Annotated in this window: 14 protein-coding genes; 10 read left to right on the plus strand and 4 right to left on the minus strand. The window is 44.4% G+C overall.

Annotated elements, in window-relative coordinates; genetic code table 11:
• The first annotated feature begins 68 nt into the window (after positions 1 to 68).
• The 3 genes from argS (at position 69) to I3249_RS09945 (ending at position 4,010) form a co-directional block, all read left to right on the plus strand.
• Positions 69 to 1,898, plus strand: a complete 1,830-nt coding sequence (gene argS / locus I3249_RS09935; RefSeq protein WP_238069830.1) for an arginine--tRNA ligase — start codon at positions 69 to 71, stop codon at positions 1,896 to 1,898.
• 87 nt (positions 1,899 to 1,985) lie between these two features.
• Positions 1,986 to 2,789, plus strand: a complete 804-nt coding sequence (locus tag I3249_RS09940) for an SPOR domain-containing protein (protein ID WP_238069832.1) — start codon at positions 1,986 to 1,988, stop codon at positions 2,787 to 2,789.
• 126 nt (positions 2,790 to 2,915) lie between these two features.
• Positions 2,916 to 4,010, plus strand: a complete 1,095-nt coding sequence (locus tag I3249_RS09945) for a PTS sugar transporter subunit IIC (RefSeq protein ID WP_238069834.1) — start codon at positions 2,916 to 2,918, stop codon at positions 4,008 to 4,010.
• Between the two features lie 160 nt (positions 4,011 to 4,170).
• Here the strand turns inward: I3249_RS09945 and I3249_RS09950 are convergent, their stop codons facing one another.
• From I3249_RS09950 to clpP, 3 genes are all read right to left on the minus strand, one after another.
• Complete coding sequence (locus I3249_RS09950) at positions 4,171 to 5,157, minus strand: SDR family NAD(P)-dependent oxidoreductase (protein WP_269137244.1); 987 nt, start codon at positions 5,155 to 5,157, stop codon at positions 4,171 to 4,173.
• Positions 5,158 to 5,482: 325 nt separating this feature from the next.
• Complete coding sequence (gene clpX, locus I3249_RS09955) at positions 5,483 to 6,757, minus strand: ATP-dependent protease ATP-binding subunit ClpX (protein ID WP_238069836.1); 1,275 nt, start codon at positions 6,755 to 6,757, stop codon at positions 5,483 to 5,485.
• Between the two features lie 187 nt (positions 6,758 to 6,944).
• Positions 6,945 to 7,571 (minus strand): ATP-dependent Clp endopeptidase proteolytic subunit ClpP, encoded by a 627-nt coding sequence (gene clpP, locus I3249_RS09960; protein ID WP_197411852.1) that lies wholly within the window; start codon positions 7,569 to 7,571, stop codon positions 6,945 to 6,947.
• A 925-nt stretch (positions 7,572 to 8,496) separates the two neighbouring features.
• Between clpP and I3249_RS09965 the strand changes: the two genes are divergently transcribed.
• The 7 genes from I3249_RS09965 to I3249_RS09995 all read left to right on the plus strand — a co-directional run bounded on the left by I3249_RS09965 (position 8,497) and on the right by I3249_RS09995 (position 15,302).
• Positions 8,497 to 9,525 carry an urease accessory protein UreD gene (locus I3249_RS09965; protein ID WP_238069838.1) on the plus strand — a complete coding sequence of 343 codons (1,029 nt, stop codon included), beginning with the start codon at positions 8,497 to 8,499 and terminating at the stop codon, positions 9,523 to 9,525.
• Positions 9,526 to 9,643: 118 nt separating this feature from the next.
• Positions 9,644 to 9,946 (plus strand): urease subunit gamma, encoded by a 303-nt coding sequence (gene ureA / locus I3249_RS09970; RefSeq protein ID WP_057761815.1) that lies wholly within the window; start codon positions 9,644 to 9,646, stop codon positions 9,944 to 9,946.
• Between the two features lie 45 nt (positions 9,947 to 9,991).
• Positions 9,992 to 12,175: an urease subunit alpha gene (gene ureC, locus I3249_RS09975; RefSeq protein ID WP_238069839.1), complete on the plus strand. Its 2,184-nt coding sequence runs from the start codon at positions 9,992 to 9,994 to the stop codon at positions 12,173 to 12,175.
• A 164-nt stretch (positions 12,176 to 12,339) separates the two neighbouring features.
• Entirely contained in the window at positions 12,340 to 12,984 is a 645-nt protein-coding gene (ureE, locus tag I3249_RS09980) for an urease accessory protein UreE (protein ID WP_238069841.1), read from the plus strand.
• Entirely contained in the window at positions 12,974 to 13,768 is a 795-nt protein-coding gene (locus tag I3249_RS09985; protein ID WP_238069842.1) for an urease accessory UreF family protein, read from the plus strand. Before ureE ends, I3249_RS09985 begins: the two co-directional genes overlap by 11 nt.
• Positions 13,769 to 13,825: 57 nt before the next feature.
• Entirely contained in the window at positions 13,826 to 14,515 is a 690-nt protein-coding gene (gene ureG / locus I3249_RS09990; RefSeq protein ID WP_238069843.1) for an urease accessory protein UreG, read from the plus strand.
• Positions 14,516 to 14,564: 49 nt separating this feature from the next.
• Entirely contained in the window at positions 14,565 to 15,302 is a 738-nt protein-coding gene (locus I3249_RS09995; RefSeq protein ID WP_238069844.1) for a HupE/UreJ family protein, read from the plus strand.
• Positions 15,303 to 15,455: 153 nt separating this feature from the next.
• Here the strand turns inward: I3249_RS09995 and tig are convergent, their stop codons facing one another.
• Positions 15,456 to 16,799, minus strand: coding sequence for a trigger factor (tig, locus tag I3249_RS10000; RefSeq protein WP_102091742.1), 1,344 nt, complete (start codon positions 16,797 to 16,799; stop codon positions 15,456 to 15,458).
• Positions 16,800 to 17,275: the final 476 nt, after the last annotated feature.

Consider the following 17,275-nt stretch of genomic DNA (forward strand, 5'->3'; position numbering starts at 1 on the left):
AATAAGCAGTTATCGATTGCTCGCATTCGCACCGTTTTTGTTGTTTATTTAATTGAGTTCAAATTCCTATGTCACAAGCCCAAATTGATACGCTTGCATCCCTATTTAATGATGCAATTCAAACCCTACAAGCAGATGGTACGCTACCAAGCGATTGGCAAAATAACAGTCAAATTACCCGTACAAAAGATTTAAGTCACGGTGATTTTGCCAGTAATATCGCGCTAACGGCAGCGAAAGCGGCTAAAGCCAATCCGCGTCAACTTGCTGAAAAAATCGTCAGCGCATTGCCTGACAATCAAGACATTCGCCAAGTAGAAATCGCAGGACCAGGGTTTATCAACGTATTCTTAAACTCGGAAGCTAAGTTTTCCGTATTGGACGATATCTTCACATTGCAAAATCGCTTTGGCTTGAGTAATCAGTTTGACGGTCAAAAAGTTCAAGTTGAATTCGTTTCTGCCAATCCAACGTCAAGTCTGCACGTCGGTCACGGTCGCGGTGCTGCATTTGGCATGAGCGTTGCTAACCTGCTAGAAGCTATTGGCTATGACGTTACGCGTGAATATTATGTCAATGACGCTGGTCGTCAAATGGACATCTTAGCCACCAGTACATATTTGCGTTATCTACAGCTAAATGGTGAAGAGATAACTTTCCCAGTCAACGCCTATCAAGGTGATTATGTCAGTGACATCGCCCAGACGCTAAAAACACAGCATGGCGATAGCTACGTACATAGCTTTGCAAACGTTGCCAAAGATGTGCCAGAAGATGCTCAGTTTGAGATTAATGCTGACGGCGAAAAGACCTTAGTTTCAGGTGATAAAGAAGCGCATATTGATGGCTTGATTGCCAATAGTAAGTCTTTGCTAGGTGACAGCTATGCGTTATTTTTAAACGCAGCCTTGAGCAGTATTTTGGCGGATATCAAAGACGACTTAAACGACTTTGGCGTGAGCTACGAGTGCTGGTTTAGCGAAAGATCTATCGATAGCGAGATTGAGCCTGTATTACAGATACTAGATGACAAAGGCTACCTATACGAAAAAGACGGCAACATCTGGTTTAAATCGACCGATTTTGGCGATGAGAAAGACCGTGTGGTACGCCGTGCCAATGGTCAATCAACGTATTTTGCTTCTGACATCGCTTATCATAAAAATAAGTTTGATCGCGGCTTTGATAAAGTCATCAACGTTTGGGGCGCAGACCACCATGGTTATGTCCCACGCGTAAAAGCTGCTCTATTGGCTCTTGGTATTGATGCTGAACGCCTTGATGTGGTACTTGTACAGTTTGTCGCGTTATGGCGCGGTAGTGAAAAAGTACAAATGTCTTCACGCTCAGGTCAGTTTGTGACCTTGCGTGAGCTACGTGCAGAAGTCGGTAACGATGCTGCACGATTCTACTACGTAGCGCGTAAGCCTGAAGTGCATGTTGATTTTGACTTAGAACTTGCCAAATCACAAAGTAAAGACAATCAAGTGTATTATATTCAGTATGCTCATGCGCGCGTTTGCCGCGTGTTAGAAAAACTGGCAACTTACGATTTGACCGTAGATGATGCCATCGGTTTGGCACATCAAGACTTGCTAAGTGCGCCAAACGAAGACGAGCTGATTAAACTGTTAGCAGGATATCCAGCAACGTTACTTCGTGCAGCGACTGGTTACGAGCCGCACGTCTTGACCAACTACCTAAAAGAGCTGGCGGCATTGTTCCATGGTTGGTATGACACCAACCGTATCTTGCCAATGAGCTTGACATCAGGTGAAACGCCAAGTCAAGATGAGCTAGACTTAATGCAAGCACGTTTGCGTCTGTCCAAAGCCGTTAGACAGGTACTGGCAAATGGGCTTAGCCTGCTAGGCTTGTCTGCACCGTCTAGCATGTAGTGCTTTTCTAATATGTGACATGAGTATAGACAGCTGATAGCATTAATTCGATGATGATAGTTAAATCCAGTAGGGAGAACGAGATCCATGCTAGCCAAAAAACCTAAAGGCGCAACAGAAAAGCGCAAATCAAGTAGCGTATCAGGCTTATTGTGGATGTTTGTTGGGGCCGTATTGACCCTTATGATTGGGGTGTTTATCTACCTCTCACCATTATTCAATTTCAGCCCCGCTGATGGTAGTGCTGAGAACGATCCTGATCGCCAAGTACAGCCACGTGTGGATACTGATACCGACAATGGCGATTATGAGTTCTACGATATTTTACCAAATCAAGAGATGGCAACCATCCCTGATGAAGATATCGCTGATATTGATAATGATCAAATAGGTGATATCAGTGCGTTTGAACCAGACGTCGTCGTGACTCAACCAGAGAGCGATGCAGGCAGTACAGAAACGGGTAGCTTCGGTGGTTCGGAAAATGCGACTGTCGAACCTGCTGGTGCTAACAATGCTGGGTCGAGTGAGGATATCGTTGTCGTTGAAGAAGATGCAACCTATGATGGTACGCCGCCTGCTACTAGCAACGCTACAACACGCAATAACAATGCAGCAGCAGGTACGGCAAGCATCCAAGCTGCCAAACCTGCGGCGACCTACATCTTGCAGATCAATAGCTTTAGTGATGCAGACGAAGCAGATCGTCGCCGTGCGCAAGTACTGATGGCAGGTGTCGATGCTCGCGTGGTCAAAAACACGACGGGTAATGGCTTGCCAATTTATCAAGTCATCTCGCGTCCTTTGAATAACCGTCAAGCAGTAACGACGGCACAGCAGCGCCTACAGAACAATGGTATAGACTCTATTATCGTTGAACAGCGTCGCTAGATGATGCAGTTTGCAGTTATTGTATTTATTAAAAAAAGCGTCGTAATGACGCCTTTTTTATCTCTTTATTTTATCAAAATCTTTCTAGCTGTTTTACCCTATTAAACGTCCATTAAGAGTATGGTTATGACCGTATCTAACTCAGTAACACCGCAAGCAGGCATTATTAAAGCGTTCTTTCAAAAATACTTTATCGATGCTTTTACTGGTATGGCTTTAGGGCTATTTGTCACGTTGATCGCAGGTCTGATTATCTCGCAAATCGGTGGTTGGTTAGATTTGCCAGCATTGGTCGCGGTCGGGAAACTTGCCTCGATATTAATGGGTGCTGGCATCGGTGTAGGTATCGCTTACTATCTCAAAGCGCCAACGCTAGTGATGCTTAGCTGCCTCGTAGCGGGTATGCTTGGTGCCCATTCCGAAGCACTAATGGCAGGAACGCTCTTTACGCCGCAAGTGGGTGGGCCTGCAACCTTTGTAGCACTGCCAGGCAATCCAATCGGTGCTTATCTGACTTCTGTATTTGCTTATCGTGCTGGTACTTGGGTCGCTGGTAAAACGAAGCTTGATATTTTATTGGTGCCATTGGTTGTATGCGGTATTGCTCTCTTAGTTTGCGCTCTGCTCAATCCGCCTATCGTAGCAGGGGTCGCAGCTATCGGTCAGGGTATTCATGCCGCTACTGAATTACAGCCTCTCTTAATGGGTATCGTCATCGCTGTGGTGGTTGGTATTTTATTAACCCTTCCAACGTCAAGTGCAGCTATTTGTATTGCCATTGGACTTGGTGGATTGGCGGGCGGGGCAGCAGTGGTAGGCTGTGCCGCGCATATGATTGGTTTTGCTGTTGCAAGTTTTAAAGACAATGGCGTTAGTGGTGTCATCTCTCAGGGCTTGGGTACTAGTATGTTGCAAATCCCTAACGTACTCAAAAAACCTATCGTTCTGCTACCTACTGTCATTGCTAGCGCTATCGTTGGGCCTATCGCGACCGTTGGTTTTGAATTAGCTTGTACCGCGACAGGTGCGGGTATGGGTACTGCTGGTTTGGTCGGTGTGTTTGGGGTGATTGAAGCATCACAAGAGATGATGAGCACTGGACAATTATGGACAGCGATTATTCTATTGATGTTTGTATTGCCTGCGGTGATTGCAGGATTAGTGGCTTATATCATGCGCCGTATGGGCTGGTTGGTCGCTGGTGATATGAAGCTGCCTTAATGCTTGGAGTATTGAACTGAAATATTATTAACAGTCTCAAAATTCAGTCTTATCCTCAATCAATAATGGCAACTCTCAAGAAGCCCAGCTACGACTATAGCTGGGCTTTTTATATATAAATCCATCAATTTCTTGTGATATAGGGAATGTTGATAACCTACTATTTAACGGTCTTTAGCTTCTTATGACGACGTGGTTTTAGTTTGCGAGACAGTTGATGGAAGTCGTTAAGGACTTGGCTATAGTGCGATGGAAATACACGTTGGATAGCATCGACTATCTTGGCATCGTTACCAATCAGGCAGCGCTGCTGGTTGGTCGCTGCTGCCTGTAGGATAATCCAAGCCGCTTCATTGGCATCGAATTTTAAGAATTTATTAAAACTTCTGATGGCTTTGGGCCCAGTACTCATGCCAATATCATGGATACTCTCATTACCGCGCGCGCTATTGGCAATATTGGTTTTGATCCCGCCCGGATGGATACAAGTTGCTGATACCCCGCAGTTCTGGATGTTTAGCTCTTGGCGTAAGCTCTCTGTGAAGCCGCGTACGGCAAATTTGCTAGAATTGTAGGCTGACTGTGATGGCTGAGCGGTCAAACCAAACAGACTTGAGGTATTGACAATATGTCCATGCTCGCCAAACTGGCTCTGTTTCACGCTGTTTTTGATTAACGGTAAAAACGCCTTAGTACCGTAAACCACACCCCAGAAGTTAATGTTCATTACCCATTCAAGCTCACTAATACTACTGCCTTCGACGGTAGAGTAGAGTGCGACACCTGCATTGTTAAAGATGAAATTTACTTTGCCATGATCGCTCATGACGCTATCAGCCCATGCTTCCACGGCTTTATTGTCTGATACATCGAGTACGGTCATAGTGACGTTGACATCATAATTGGCAAGTAACTGTTTGGTCGCTGCCAGCTGTTCAGGATTGATATCTGATAGTGCAACATGACAGCCCATTTTTGCTAAATGAATGGCCAGCTCACGTCCCATACCAGAGCCTGCGCCTGTGATAGCAGCGACATGGTTGCGATAGTAGGATGCAACGTCTGAGTCATCCAATGAAGTATGGTTAGAAGAAAACGGTAGATGTTGGCGCAATGAAGTCGCCATAGCAGTCACATGGTTGAGCATAATAAACAATCCTTTGTCTTATTAATCATATGGGTTGTACGGGATATATCTTGCGGTATATAAAATAAAGTATAAAGGTCAAAACAGTCTATCTACATTAGCATGGTTTGCACTGACGTTTACTCGCGATTGATAAACGCTGCTGTCATTTCAGGACAGAAGTAATGAAAGTCGCCAATTTTCAGTAGACGAGTTATCTAGTAGGCAAGCTATCCAACAGGTAAGCTGGTTAAATAATAGGCATAAAAAAAGCGTCTCAGCTTATTTAGCCAGACGCTTTTTAGTAGTCCGTTAATGATAACGGACTATTTATATCAATTATAAATTAAGCAATTTTAGGCACTTTACCTTCGTTAATCACGTCTGCATCAACCATTACAGTTTTAGCATTTTCCATGGAAGGTAGCTCATACATGGTCTCAAGTAGGGCGTTCTCTACAATCGAACGTAGACCACGTGCACCTGTCTTGCGTTCCATTGCTTTTTTGGCGATGGCATCTAGGGCTTCTTGAGTAAAGCTAATCTCAGCACCTTCCATGTCAAACAAGTACTTGTACTGTTTTACCAGTGCGTTCTTAGGTTCGGTCAGGATTTGTACCAAGGCTGCTTCATCAAGCTCTTTTAGCGCTGCAAGTACAGGTAGACGACCGATTAGCTCAGGAATCAGACCAAACTTGATCAAATCTTCTGGCTCGACTTCTTGTAGCAAGTCTGAGCTACGACGGCTGTCGTCTTTTGAGCTGACATCAGCGTTAAAACCAATACCGCCTTTTTCAGTACGCTGCTGAATGACTTTATCAAGTCCAGCAAATGCACCGCCAACGATGATTAAGATGTTGCTGGTATCCACTTGGATCAGCTCTTGCTGTGGGTGCTTACGACCACCGTGCGGCGGAATCGCAGCCACAGTACCTTCGATTAGCTTTAGCAACGCTTGCTGTACGCCTTCACCTGATACATCACGGGTAATAGATGGATTGTCGCCTTTTTTACTGATTTTGTCGATTTCATCAATATAGATGATACCTTGCTCAGCTTTGGCCACATCATAGTCAGAAGCTTGAAGTAGCTTTTGTACGATGTTTTCAACATCTTCACCAACATAACCAGCTTCAGTTAAGGTAGTGGCATCAGCCATCGCAAAAGGCACATCTAGCAGACGAGCCAAGGTTTGCGCAAGCAATGTCTTACCAGAACCAGTCGGACCGATTAGCAAGATATTACTCTTAGCCAATTCTACCATTGCATCGTCAGCGCCGATCTTGGCTTTTTTGCTGTCGTTGGCTAGCGTCTGGCTAACTTTTAGACGTTTGTAATGGTTATAGACGGCCACAGCCAATGCTTTTTTGGCAGCGTCCTGACCGATGACATATTCATCAAGCTTGGCACGCAGCTCTTTTGGCGTTGGTAGTTTTTTATTGACCCAAGAAGTGTCTACTTCGCTATCATCATCACTGTGCTCTGCGCTGTCTGCGATTAAGTCAGTACATAGCTCGATACATTCATTACAGATGTTGGCATCGTCAGCAGCAATCAGTTGCTGTACATCGCTTTTGGCTTTACCGCAAAACGAACACTGCGGGGTATTATCTTCTGCCATAAAAGGCGCTCCTAAAATTTAAAACTGGTTAGTTTATTTGTAGTATGTCGATTATCGTATCAATTCAATGGTCATACCTTCCAATAGATCAGGTATGACATTGATAACGGTTTACTGTACGGCAAATAAACTATAAAAGGTCTTATGATTGCACTCTCAATGAAGAGGCATCATGTTAATGCTTAGATTACAAAGACTCAGGACGACGCTCTAATACTTCGTCAACCAAACCATACTCTTTGGCTTCTTGTGCATCTAACCAATAATCACGCTCAACGTCTTTTTCGATTTTCTCTACTGGCTGCCCAGTGCGCTCAGCTAAGATACTATTTAGACGTGCACGAGTTTTAAGGATTTCACGAGCATTAATTTCGATATCTGTTGCTTGACCCTGCGCGCCGCCTGAAGGCTGATGAATCATAACGCGAGCATTAGCAAGTGAATAGCGCTTGCCTTTTTGACCAGCGGCCAATAGGAATGAACCCATGCTGTAAGCACCGCCCATACAGATAGTAGATACTTCAGGTTTGATGAAGTTCATGGTATCGAAAATAGCCAAGCCAGCGCTTACTGAGCCGCCTGGTGAGTTGATATACAAATGGATATCTTTGTCAGGGTTTTCAGCTTCTAAGAATAGCAACTGGGCAACGATAAGGTTAGCCATGTTGTCTTCGACCTGACCGGTCAAAAAGATAACGCGCTCACGTAATAGACGTGAAAAAATATCAAACGAGCGTTCACCGCGTGAGGACTGTTCAACCACCATAGGTACTAAAGCCGCTTGTGTGGTCTGTACTTCTTTGTGCGCACTCATCAGCATATCAAAATGCGGGTTGGCAGTGATGCGATCATAATCTGTCATAGAAAAGTCCTATCGATAAATGTATAAAATAAAAATGGATTGAATGATTTTATTGTCTAGTAGTTTTTGACTAATGGGTTGTTTATAAGGGGGCTGCGCTCACTATTCAAGCCTATAAAATGGGTTTGTGCATAAAATAGGTGAAAAACTGACCCTACGATATTGCTAGGACTAATTGCTTATATTGAAACGGGCACTAAAAATACGTCTAAAAGTAGATAAATACTATCTTATCTATTATCAAGTCATACAGATATTGATAGTACCTGTATCGACAGTATCTGTATCGATACAAATAGCGTAAATCATGTCTGACCTGACTTTTTAACATAGAATACCTGATTAATAGCCCTATAATCCACCTATCTTACTGACTAAGCCTGCAAATAGTTATGCGTTTAGTATTTTTGCTTATCTAATGTCCTCAGAGAGTATTGCGCTAACAATAACGCTAAAAAATGCACCGTTATGGACAAAATGTACCGTTTTGGTGCAAATATCTGCTGATTTTATAAATGACTGAGGCTCAAAAAACGTTTAGAAAATAGCTGGAAATATACGGTTATTTTTATCATTTAAGTTAAATAGAAAAAAGCGCAGACAAATCAAAGTTTTGAGTCGGTAAGGTTGTCTATTTGATTATCTGCTATCAAGAGTTGGCACAGTGCTTGTATCAATAAAAACATTGACGCTTTTATTTATAGTGGTGCGCTAGGCACGATAAATGGTGTAGGCTGTATTTCTTCGCTGTTATTCTGACATTACTGTAGTTAATGAACTGTAATTAACGATTGGCAATAGAATTCTTAGCGGATAGTAAATGAGAGTTGTCACATAAAATACTGAAACATATTTAATTGGTAAATGAGTATACAAAATGAGTTGGGCCTCTTCTTTAGCATTAAGCTTTGACACTGTTAGCAGTACAAGTACGGCCAAAGAGGGTACGGCTGATAACTCAAAAACGCGGCTTTATCATCGTAAGCATACGGGTGCCTTGATGGTACAGCGTGCTCTGTATCCTGAGCCAAGCGTACAGCAGGGTATTTGTCACATACTGATGTTGTACCCGCCAGCAGGTATCGCAGGTGGCGATACGCTGTCCATAGACCTAAATTTAGATAGTGGTAGCCACGCTGTTATCACCACACCAGGTGCAGGTAAATGGTATGGCAAAGACAGCGTCAGTCAAAAACATAAAGCTCCGTTGGGCGACGACGTTACTCACCGAAGTATGAGCCAAGACGAGATAGCTGCCTATGCGAGCCAACACGTACAAGCCAACCTCGCAGCAGATACCCGTTTAGAATGGCTGCCGCAAGAGAGTATCATTTATAACGAAGCCAATATGCATGCAGTGAGCCGTTTTGATTTGACGGATTCATCTAGCTTACTGACATGGGAGATTAGTGTCTTTGGACGGCAAGCTTACGACGAGCAGTTTTTGCAAGGGCATTATCATACTGGATTGAATATCTATCGAGATAGTAAGGTTATTGTTGCTGAGCGGGTGGCACAGACAGCACAAAGTCGCTGGTTTACCTCAAATTTAGGATTAGCGAACCAGCATATTTATGGATCGTTTTGGGCAGTACCTAGCTTAAGCGACGTCCATGACAATCTTGTACTCTCCGCGTCACAGACTACGCAATCGACCGAAACGGCCCAAGCAACTATCAAGCAGTCATTAACCCGCTATCTAGACAATACCGTAGCAGCATTACGCCAAGTCATTGCTCAAGCACACCTGCCTGTCTATTGCACTCATAATTGCCAAGCGATCAATATCCGCTACATCGGCTCAGATGTACGCGGTTGTTTTGAAGCGTTTTATCAGCTGAGAGAAGTATTGCGAGATCATTGGTGGCAACTTGAGCCTTGTCGTCCACGTATTTGGGACACTTAATACGGCCACTTTAAATAATGAGATTAAGATATATTGCGACTGTTTTTAATCGATATCAAATGCTTTGAAAACCCCTAATCTGCTATAAATATAATGATAAGTACAACAAGGAATTGTCATGCACCTGACCCCAACAGAAAAAGATAAACTCATGCTATTTACGGCTGGTATGGTGGCTGAGCGTCGCAAAAATCGCGGCGTAAAACTGAACTATCCCGAAGCCATTGCTTATATCAGTATGTTGCTGATGGAAGGCGCACGAGATGGTAAAAGAGTTGCCGAGCTGATGAGTGAAGGTGCTACGTATTTGTCTGCTGATGATGTCATGGAAGGTGTCGCAGAGATGGTAGATGAAGTACAAATCGAGGCGACTTTTCCTGATGGCACCAAACTGGTCACGGTACATAATCCCATCGTATAGTTCTGTCTATCACCGAAATGATTACTCCAAAATAAGGCGGCTCCCATGCAAGCAGGCGAATACCATATCCAAGATGGCGACATTATCTTAAACCAAGGTCGACAGGTACAGACCATCAGTGTCAGCAATACTGGAGATAGACCGATCCAAATCGGCTCGCATTATCATTTTTACGAGGTCAATGATGCGCTGAATTTTGATAGAGAACGGACACGTGGTTTTCGTCTAAATATCATCTCTGGAACCGCTGTACGTTTTGAGCCGGGGCAATCGCGGGAAGTAGAGTTGGTAGCATACGCTGGCAAGCAAGATGTATATGGTTTTGCTGGGCGTGTCATGGGCGCAGCTCATCTAGAAAAAACATCAGAGAGCGCCACTGATAAAAAGGCAACCGCTACTTCGCAGAAGCGAGTCAGTCGTCGTATTTATGCTGAGCATTTTGGTCCTACCACAGGCGATAAAGTTCGCTTAGCCGATACCGAGCTTTGGCTACAGGTTGAAGCTGACTTGACCAGTTATCAGGATACTGATCAGGCTGCAGCACTGCAAAACGGTGAGCGTGCTAGCAAACCTATCGAGATAAAAGGCGAAGAAGTTAAATTTGGCGGTGGTAAAGTCATCCGTGATGGTATGGGGCAAGGACAATTACTAGGCGCGGAAGTTGCCGATACGGTTATTACTAATGCATTAGTCGTTGACTATACAGGCATCTATAAAGCGGATATTGGTATCAAAGACGGTCGTATCAGTGCCATTGGCAAAGCGGGCAATCCTGATATCCAGCCTGCCATCGATATTCCTATTGGCGGAGCTACCGAAATCATCTCTGGTGAAGGCAAAATCCTGACAGCAGGTGGCGTCGATAGTCATATTCACTTTATCGCGCCTCAGCAGTGTGAGACGGCGCTTATGTCAGGGGTTACGACGATGCTAGGCGGCGGCACGGGGCCAGCTCAAGGAACGCTCGCTACTACTTGTACACCGGGGGCGTATCACATTGCCTCAATGCTAAAGTCTACCGACAGTATCCCTATGAATATTGGACTACTGGGTAAAGGCAATGTGAGTGTACCAGAACCCATTGCTGAACAAATCGAAGCAGGTGCCGTGGGGCTAAAACTACACGAAGATTGGGGTACAACGCCGCAAGCCATCGATAACTGTTTGAGCGTCGCTGACGACTATGATGTGCAGGTGGCCATTCATACCGATACTTTAAATGAAAGTGGCTATCTCGAAAGTACACTTGCTGCTTTTAAAAACCGCTGTATCCATACTTTTCATACTGAAGGGGCGGGCGGTGGCCATGCGCCCGATATTTTAAAGGCTATTGGCGAGTCGCATGTGCTGCCATCTTCAACCAACCCAACGCGACCATACACCGTCAATACCATTGATGAGCATCTCGATATGCTGATGGTTTGTCATCACCTGAGCCCTGCTATTGCTGAAGACGTAGCCTTTGCTGAGAGCCGTATTCGTCAAGAAACCATCGCCGCAGAAGATATCTTGCATGATTTGGGTGCTATCTCGATGATGAGTAGTGACTCACAAGCGATGGGGCGAGTGGGTGAAGTGGTCATCCGTACATGGCAAACCGCGCACAAAATGAAAGTTCAACGTGGCCATCTAGCGCCAGATGCAACGGCGAACATTGAGGATGAGCAACAGTACATCACTTTGACAGACTATGACCAAAGCGCGGATAACGACAACTTTCGTATCAAACGCTATATCGCAAAATATACCATAAATCCTGCGATTACTCACGGTATCAGCGATATGGTCGGCTCAATCGAAGTAGGTAAATGGGCAGATATGGTGCTCTGGTCGCCCAAGTTTTTTGGGGTAAAGCCTGAATGCATTATAAAAGGCGGGCTCATTGCTGCAGTACCGATGGGTGATATCAATGCCTCTATTCCCACACCCCAGCCTGTACATTATCGTCCTATGTTTGCGACATATCCAAAATCGGTCGCCCAAACTAGCATTACTTTTATGTCGCAAGCGGCGATCGACAAACAAGTGGATAAGCAGCTTGGATTGACCAAAGTCATTCAGCCAGTACACGGCATCCGTAAAATTCGTAAAGGCGATATGCGCTTTAACAGCTACTGCCCAGATATGGACATCAATCCTGAGACCTATGAAGTACGCGCTGATGGTAAGACACTCACCTGTGAGCCAGCTGATGTACTACCAATGGCACAGCGTTACTTTTTATTTTAGAGCTTATGATACACGTTTATAGGAGCTCTCTAAGACAGTGAGCCATAAACCATGTATGCCAATGGTCAGTTGGTTTCTTGAATGAGATCTTATCTTTATTCCCAACACTTTTACCATCAATACTATTGACCAATAGTTTGAGCAACAACAGCCAGAGAAGAATAATGAAAATATTTAATACCCGTTTAAGTACGCTTAGCGATACCCAAAAAGCACAATTGGTAGAACAGTATCAAGCCGATGATTACCTGCTGTTAAACTTTGATACTCGTCAGCATTCCCGCTTTAGAGCGATTACTGTCTCAGGTGAGGCAGTGGGTGTTGACCTACCTCGTACAGGCGTCTTAAAAGGCGATGACGTGCTTATCAATGCAGCAGGTGAGTTGATGCAAGTCATCGCCAAGCCGCAAGCGGTGACTAAGGTGACTGCTGACAATGACTTTCTACTAATGAAAGGCGCTTATCATTTGGGCAATCGTCATGTGCCGTTGATGTTTGACCACAGTTTTGATCAGGGTAATGCAGGCTATGCGCTGTATTTTGAAAACGATCATGTACTTGCACAAATGCTAGAAAACCTCGGTCTACATATCGAGTCTACCTCAGTGCCATTCGAACCCGAAACCGGCGCTTATCAAACGGGCCAAGGGCATGCGCATGGACACTCTCACTCCCACTCCCATGCACACTCGCATAGTGACTCTCATAGTCATCAGGAAAGTCATAGCCATGATGAAAGCCACAGCCACGAACATCAACATAGCCATAGTCATCATGATGCGCCTGTAGGTCGTTCAAATGATGGTTAATACCAGTGCTCAGCCTACTCAATCTGCCCAACTTGGACAGCTACTGATGCTTGCATCGAGCAATTTGCCGATTGGTAGCTATACCTATTCGCAAGGTGTGGAGTCAGCGATTGAGTCAGGGGTTGTCTCTGATGAAGCCAGTACGCTTACATTTATGCAAGACTATCTAGCGCTTGCAGTTATTGGCTACGAGCTGCCCGTATTAGGGCTAATAATGTGCGCGCTCAGCCAAGGTCATGAAGCGCTAGCAGCAAATTTAGCACATGATTATCACGCTGGCCTAGAGAGTAAAGAGTTTGTACTGGAGTCGCAGCAGTTGGCACAAGCCATGGTGTCTTGGCTCAACGAAGTCCTGAGTCTTGGCATACCGGTCGAAATACCTGAAGATGGATTTTTGCCGCTATTTGCTCATATTGCTCAGCATTGGCAGCTGCCACTAGCGCAGTCAATGACTACTTATGGATTTGCACAATTAGAGAATATGGTACTCGCTGCTGTGAAGACAGTGCCGCTAGGACAAATGGCAGGTCAGCGTATCCTGTGGCAATTGCAAAGCGATCTGGGTGCTCAGGTTGATGCTCTAAGCGCTAATGTGCAACAGGCTTTCGATGCTTTAATCACATCGATAAATACTATGGATACCTTAGATACAAGTGAAGAACCAGACTGCCAGCAGCTATGCCAAGACCTCTATGAATCGCTTAATATCTCGAATAATTTGCCCAATTTGGCTATTCTCTCAAGCATGCATGAGGAGCAATACAGTCGGTTGTTCCGCTCATAACTGTACTTTTATTTCTATTTATACTTATTAATATACAAACTGTTTTAGGAAATTAATATGTCTCTAACTCCGCTCAAACCAAAACACTCTCACGCTGCATCAGACGTACAGACTGATAGCGATAGCCAGAAACCGTCTTCTGCCTTATCGTGCTTACGCCTTGGTATTGGTGGGCCAGTTGGTAGTGGTAAGACTGCTTTGACGTTAAGGCTATGCCAAAACCTGCGCGATACGGTCAATATGGCTGTGGTGACCAATGACATCTATACCAAAGAAGATTCAGAGTTTTTGACCCGCAATGATGCCATGCCTGCTGAGCGTATCCGCGGTGTAGAGACGGGCGGCTGTCCGCATACGGCTATTCGCGAAGATGCTTCTATTAATCTGACTGCGATTGCTGAGCTACAAGCGACTTTTGAAGGTTTGGAGTTGATTATTATTGAGTCAGGTGGCGACAATCTAGCCGCGACATTTAGCCCAGAGCTGTCTGACTTGACCTTATACGTCATTGATGTCTCTGCAGGCGATAAGATACCTCGTAAAGGTGGCCCCGGTATCACCAAATCTGATTTGTTGATTATTAATAAGACTGACCTTGCACCAATGGTCGGTGCTTCGCTTGAAGTGATGGAACGCGATGCTAAAAAAATGCGTGGCGACAAGCCTTTTGTATTTAGCAATATGAAAACGGGTGATGGGCTAAATGAGATTATCGCCTTTATTAAAGAACATGGCATGCTGGCTTAGCTAGTCGCCCACATCGACAATTAGAATAGTCATAATAAGGAAAAATCGTATGATAAAGACTTTAAAAAACTCTCGCTTTTCACCAGCGCTCTCAGCTCGTCATATTGTATCTGGCTCAGCTGTGCTGATGACATCACTAACGCTACCGACATTGGCACAGGCGCACTCAGGACATATTCACTCGGCTACTATGCAAGCGCCGTCATTTTTGGGCACATTGCAAGCAGGACTGATGCATCCAGTGACCGGCCTTGACCATTTATTTTTGGCAGTCGGTATGGGCATGTTGTTTTATGGTCTACAAAAGCAGCGCTTAGGCATGATGTCATTGACGGCAGGGTTGTCATTAGGCGCGATATTGGGCACGGCTGGCGTACTGATTGGCGGTATTGCATTTGTTGCATCATCTGGGCTAATTGAAGTGGCGATATCACTGTCGGTGGTTGTATTAGCTATGGTCTTGATGAGCCAAAAAAGCAGACAAGAAGCATTCTCTGCTCAGACTCATACAGCACGCACGCCAAGTATTCAGCAGCTGTCATTGTTTGGTCTTGGTGGTCTGGCAGTGTTTCATGGCATGGCACATGCGATGGAAGTACCAGCGAATGTCGGTGTGAGCGGTCAGCTAGGATTTTATGCAGGGATGATGGTCACGATGCTAGCGCTATATGCAGTTGGTACGCTGGTTAGTCAGCAGTTGCAGCAACGCTTTAGTGATAGCTTGTGGTTACAGCGCGGGCTGGTACTGCTAGGATTGAGCGCCGTATTCGCACCTGTTTTGGTGTAAAGCGCGCTTTATAGTACAAGTACGATGTTTGCTGCTGAACTTACTTAGCTATCGAACGCCATAAAAAATGCGCCCCCGATCAAAAGGTCGGGGGCGCATTTTAGTTTTGATAACCGACTACAGCATATCTAAAAAGACAGCTGGTCGTATCAATTACATTGCTTGCTGCTGTTGTTGCTGAGCCGCTAGCAAGTCTTGGTAGCTGACTTCTTTGTCAGTAACTTTACCTTGTGCGATCAAGTAATCTACTACTTGGTCTTCTAGTACTACAGACTCAATGTTAGCGCGCTGCTGCTTGTCATTGGTGTAGTACTCGATAACTTCTGCTGGATCTTCGTAGTTTTCAGCGGCTTCTTTGATGAAGGTTTCTACACGCTCTTGATCTACTTCTAAGCCTTTGGTATCGATAACACGGGCAACGATGATGCCAAGACGGGCAGCACGTAGCGCTTGCTCTTCAAATAGCTCATTTGGCAGCATGTCTTTATCGAAGCTATCAGCATTTGCGCCGAACTGCTGAGAAAAACGTTGCATCATCATGTTGCGTTGACGCTCGATTTCTTGCTCTAGCATCGCGTTTGGTACATCAAACTCGTTCTTTTCTAATAATGCGTCAAAAGTCGCTTGCTTAACTTGGCTACGCGCAGCGTTTTTGATTTCGCGTTCCATGTTTTTGCGTACGTCTTCTTTCAACTTCTCAACGCCGCCTTCTTTTACGCCGAATAGCTCAAGGAACTCTTCGTTGATTTCAGGTAGCTTAGATTTTTCAACCAATTTTACGTTGATTTTGAACTGAGCTTCTTTACCAGCTAGGTTCTCAGCTTGGTAATCTTCTGGGAAAGTTACGTCGATAGTTTTTTCTTCGCCAGCTTTCATGCCTTTGATACCAGCTTCAAAACCTGGAATCATTTGGTTGCTACCGATAACTAGTTTGAAGTCTTCAGCAGAGCCGCCTTCGAATTTTTCGCCGTCGATAGAGCCTTCAAAGTCAAAAGTCACTTGGTTGTCTTTCGCAGCCATGCCCTTTTTCTCAACGAATTCTTCACGTTGCTTTTGTAGGTTTTCGATCATAGTATCAACGTCTTCTTCACTCACTTGTGCAGTGTGACGCTCAACTTCGATCTCATCGATACCTTGTACGTCAACTTCTGGGAAGATTTCAACAGTGGCTTGATATACCAAGAAATCGTCTTCAAGTTTTACGTCGTCGATGTTAGGCATGCCAACAGCACGGATGTCTTCAGATTTGATCGCTTCAAATACAGTATCACGGATTACATCGTTGATAACTTCTTGTTGAATGCCAGCACCGTACTGAGAGCGGATGTGTGACATAGGGACGTTACCTTTACGGAAACCGTCAATCTTGGCGGTTTTCGCAACTTGGCGAATACGGCCTTCAACTTTGTTTTGAATTTTTTCAACGGGCACTTTAACCGTTAGCTGGGTTTCTTTATTAGATAGCTTGTTGGTTGTGACTTGTAAATCTGTAGCCATGTTAATTACACCTTTAGGATTAAGTAGTACGTTTGATTAATGAAATAGTACTTAGGGTTAAATTGTAATAGACAGACCGCGCCTCAAATTACGGGCATGTACGACGGGCTGCCGTTGAAATAAATAGGGGATAGCGATAGCGCACAACGTCAAATTCAGTGCCAGTAGCAATCGCCGCTGATACCAAAAGGCAAATTTGCCCAAGTTGTTAGTGCTATCAAATATCAATCATAAACCGTTAATGCACCGCATAATAACGCTTTTTGGTGAATTATACAGCCAAATAACGGATTTCAACAAAATTTTAAAAGTAGAACAGTATAATCTATCTGTTTATTAAAGTAAAAATTATCTGTTTGATGGCATGTTTCCTTATGTTGCTTGCTCTTGTATGGCTTAATTTTATATAAAGATTTGACCATGTTCATAATCAATAAATAAGATAACGGATAAAAAACAGCGATAAGGTTGTAAAC

Origin of the sequence: Psychrobacter sp. Ps1 (assembly GCF_022129425.1) — a bacterium.
Classification (GTDB): Bacteria; Pseudomonadota; Gammaproteobacteria; order Pseudomonadales; family Moraxellaceae; genus Psychrobacter.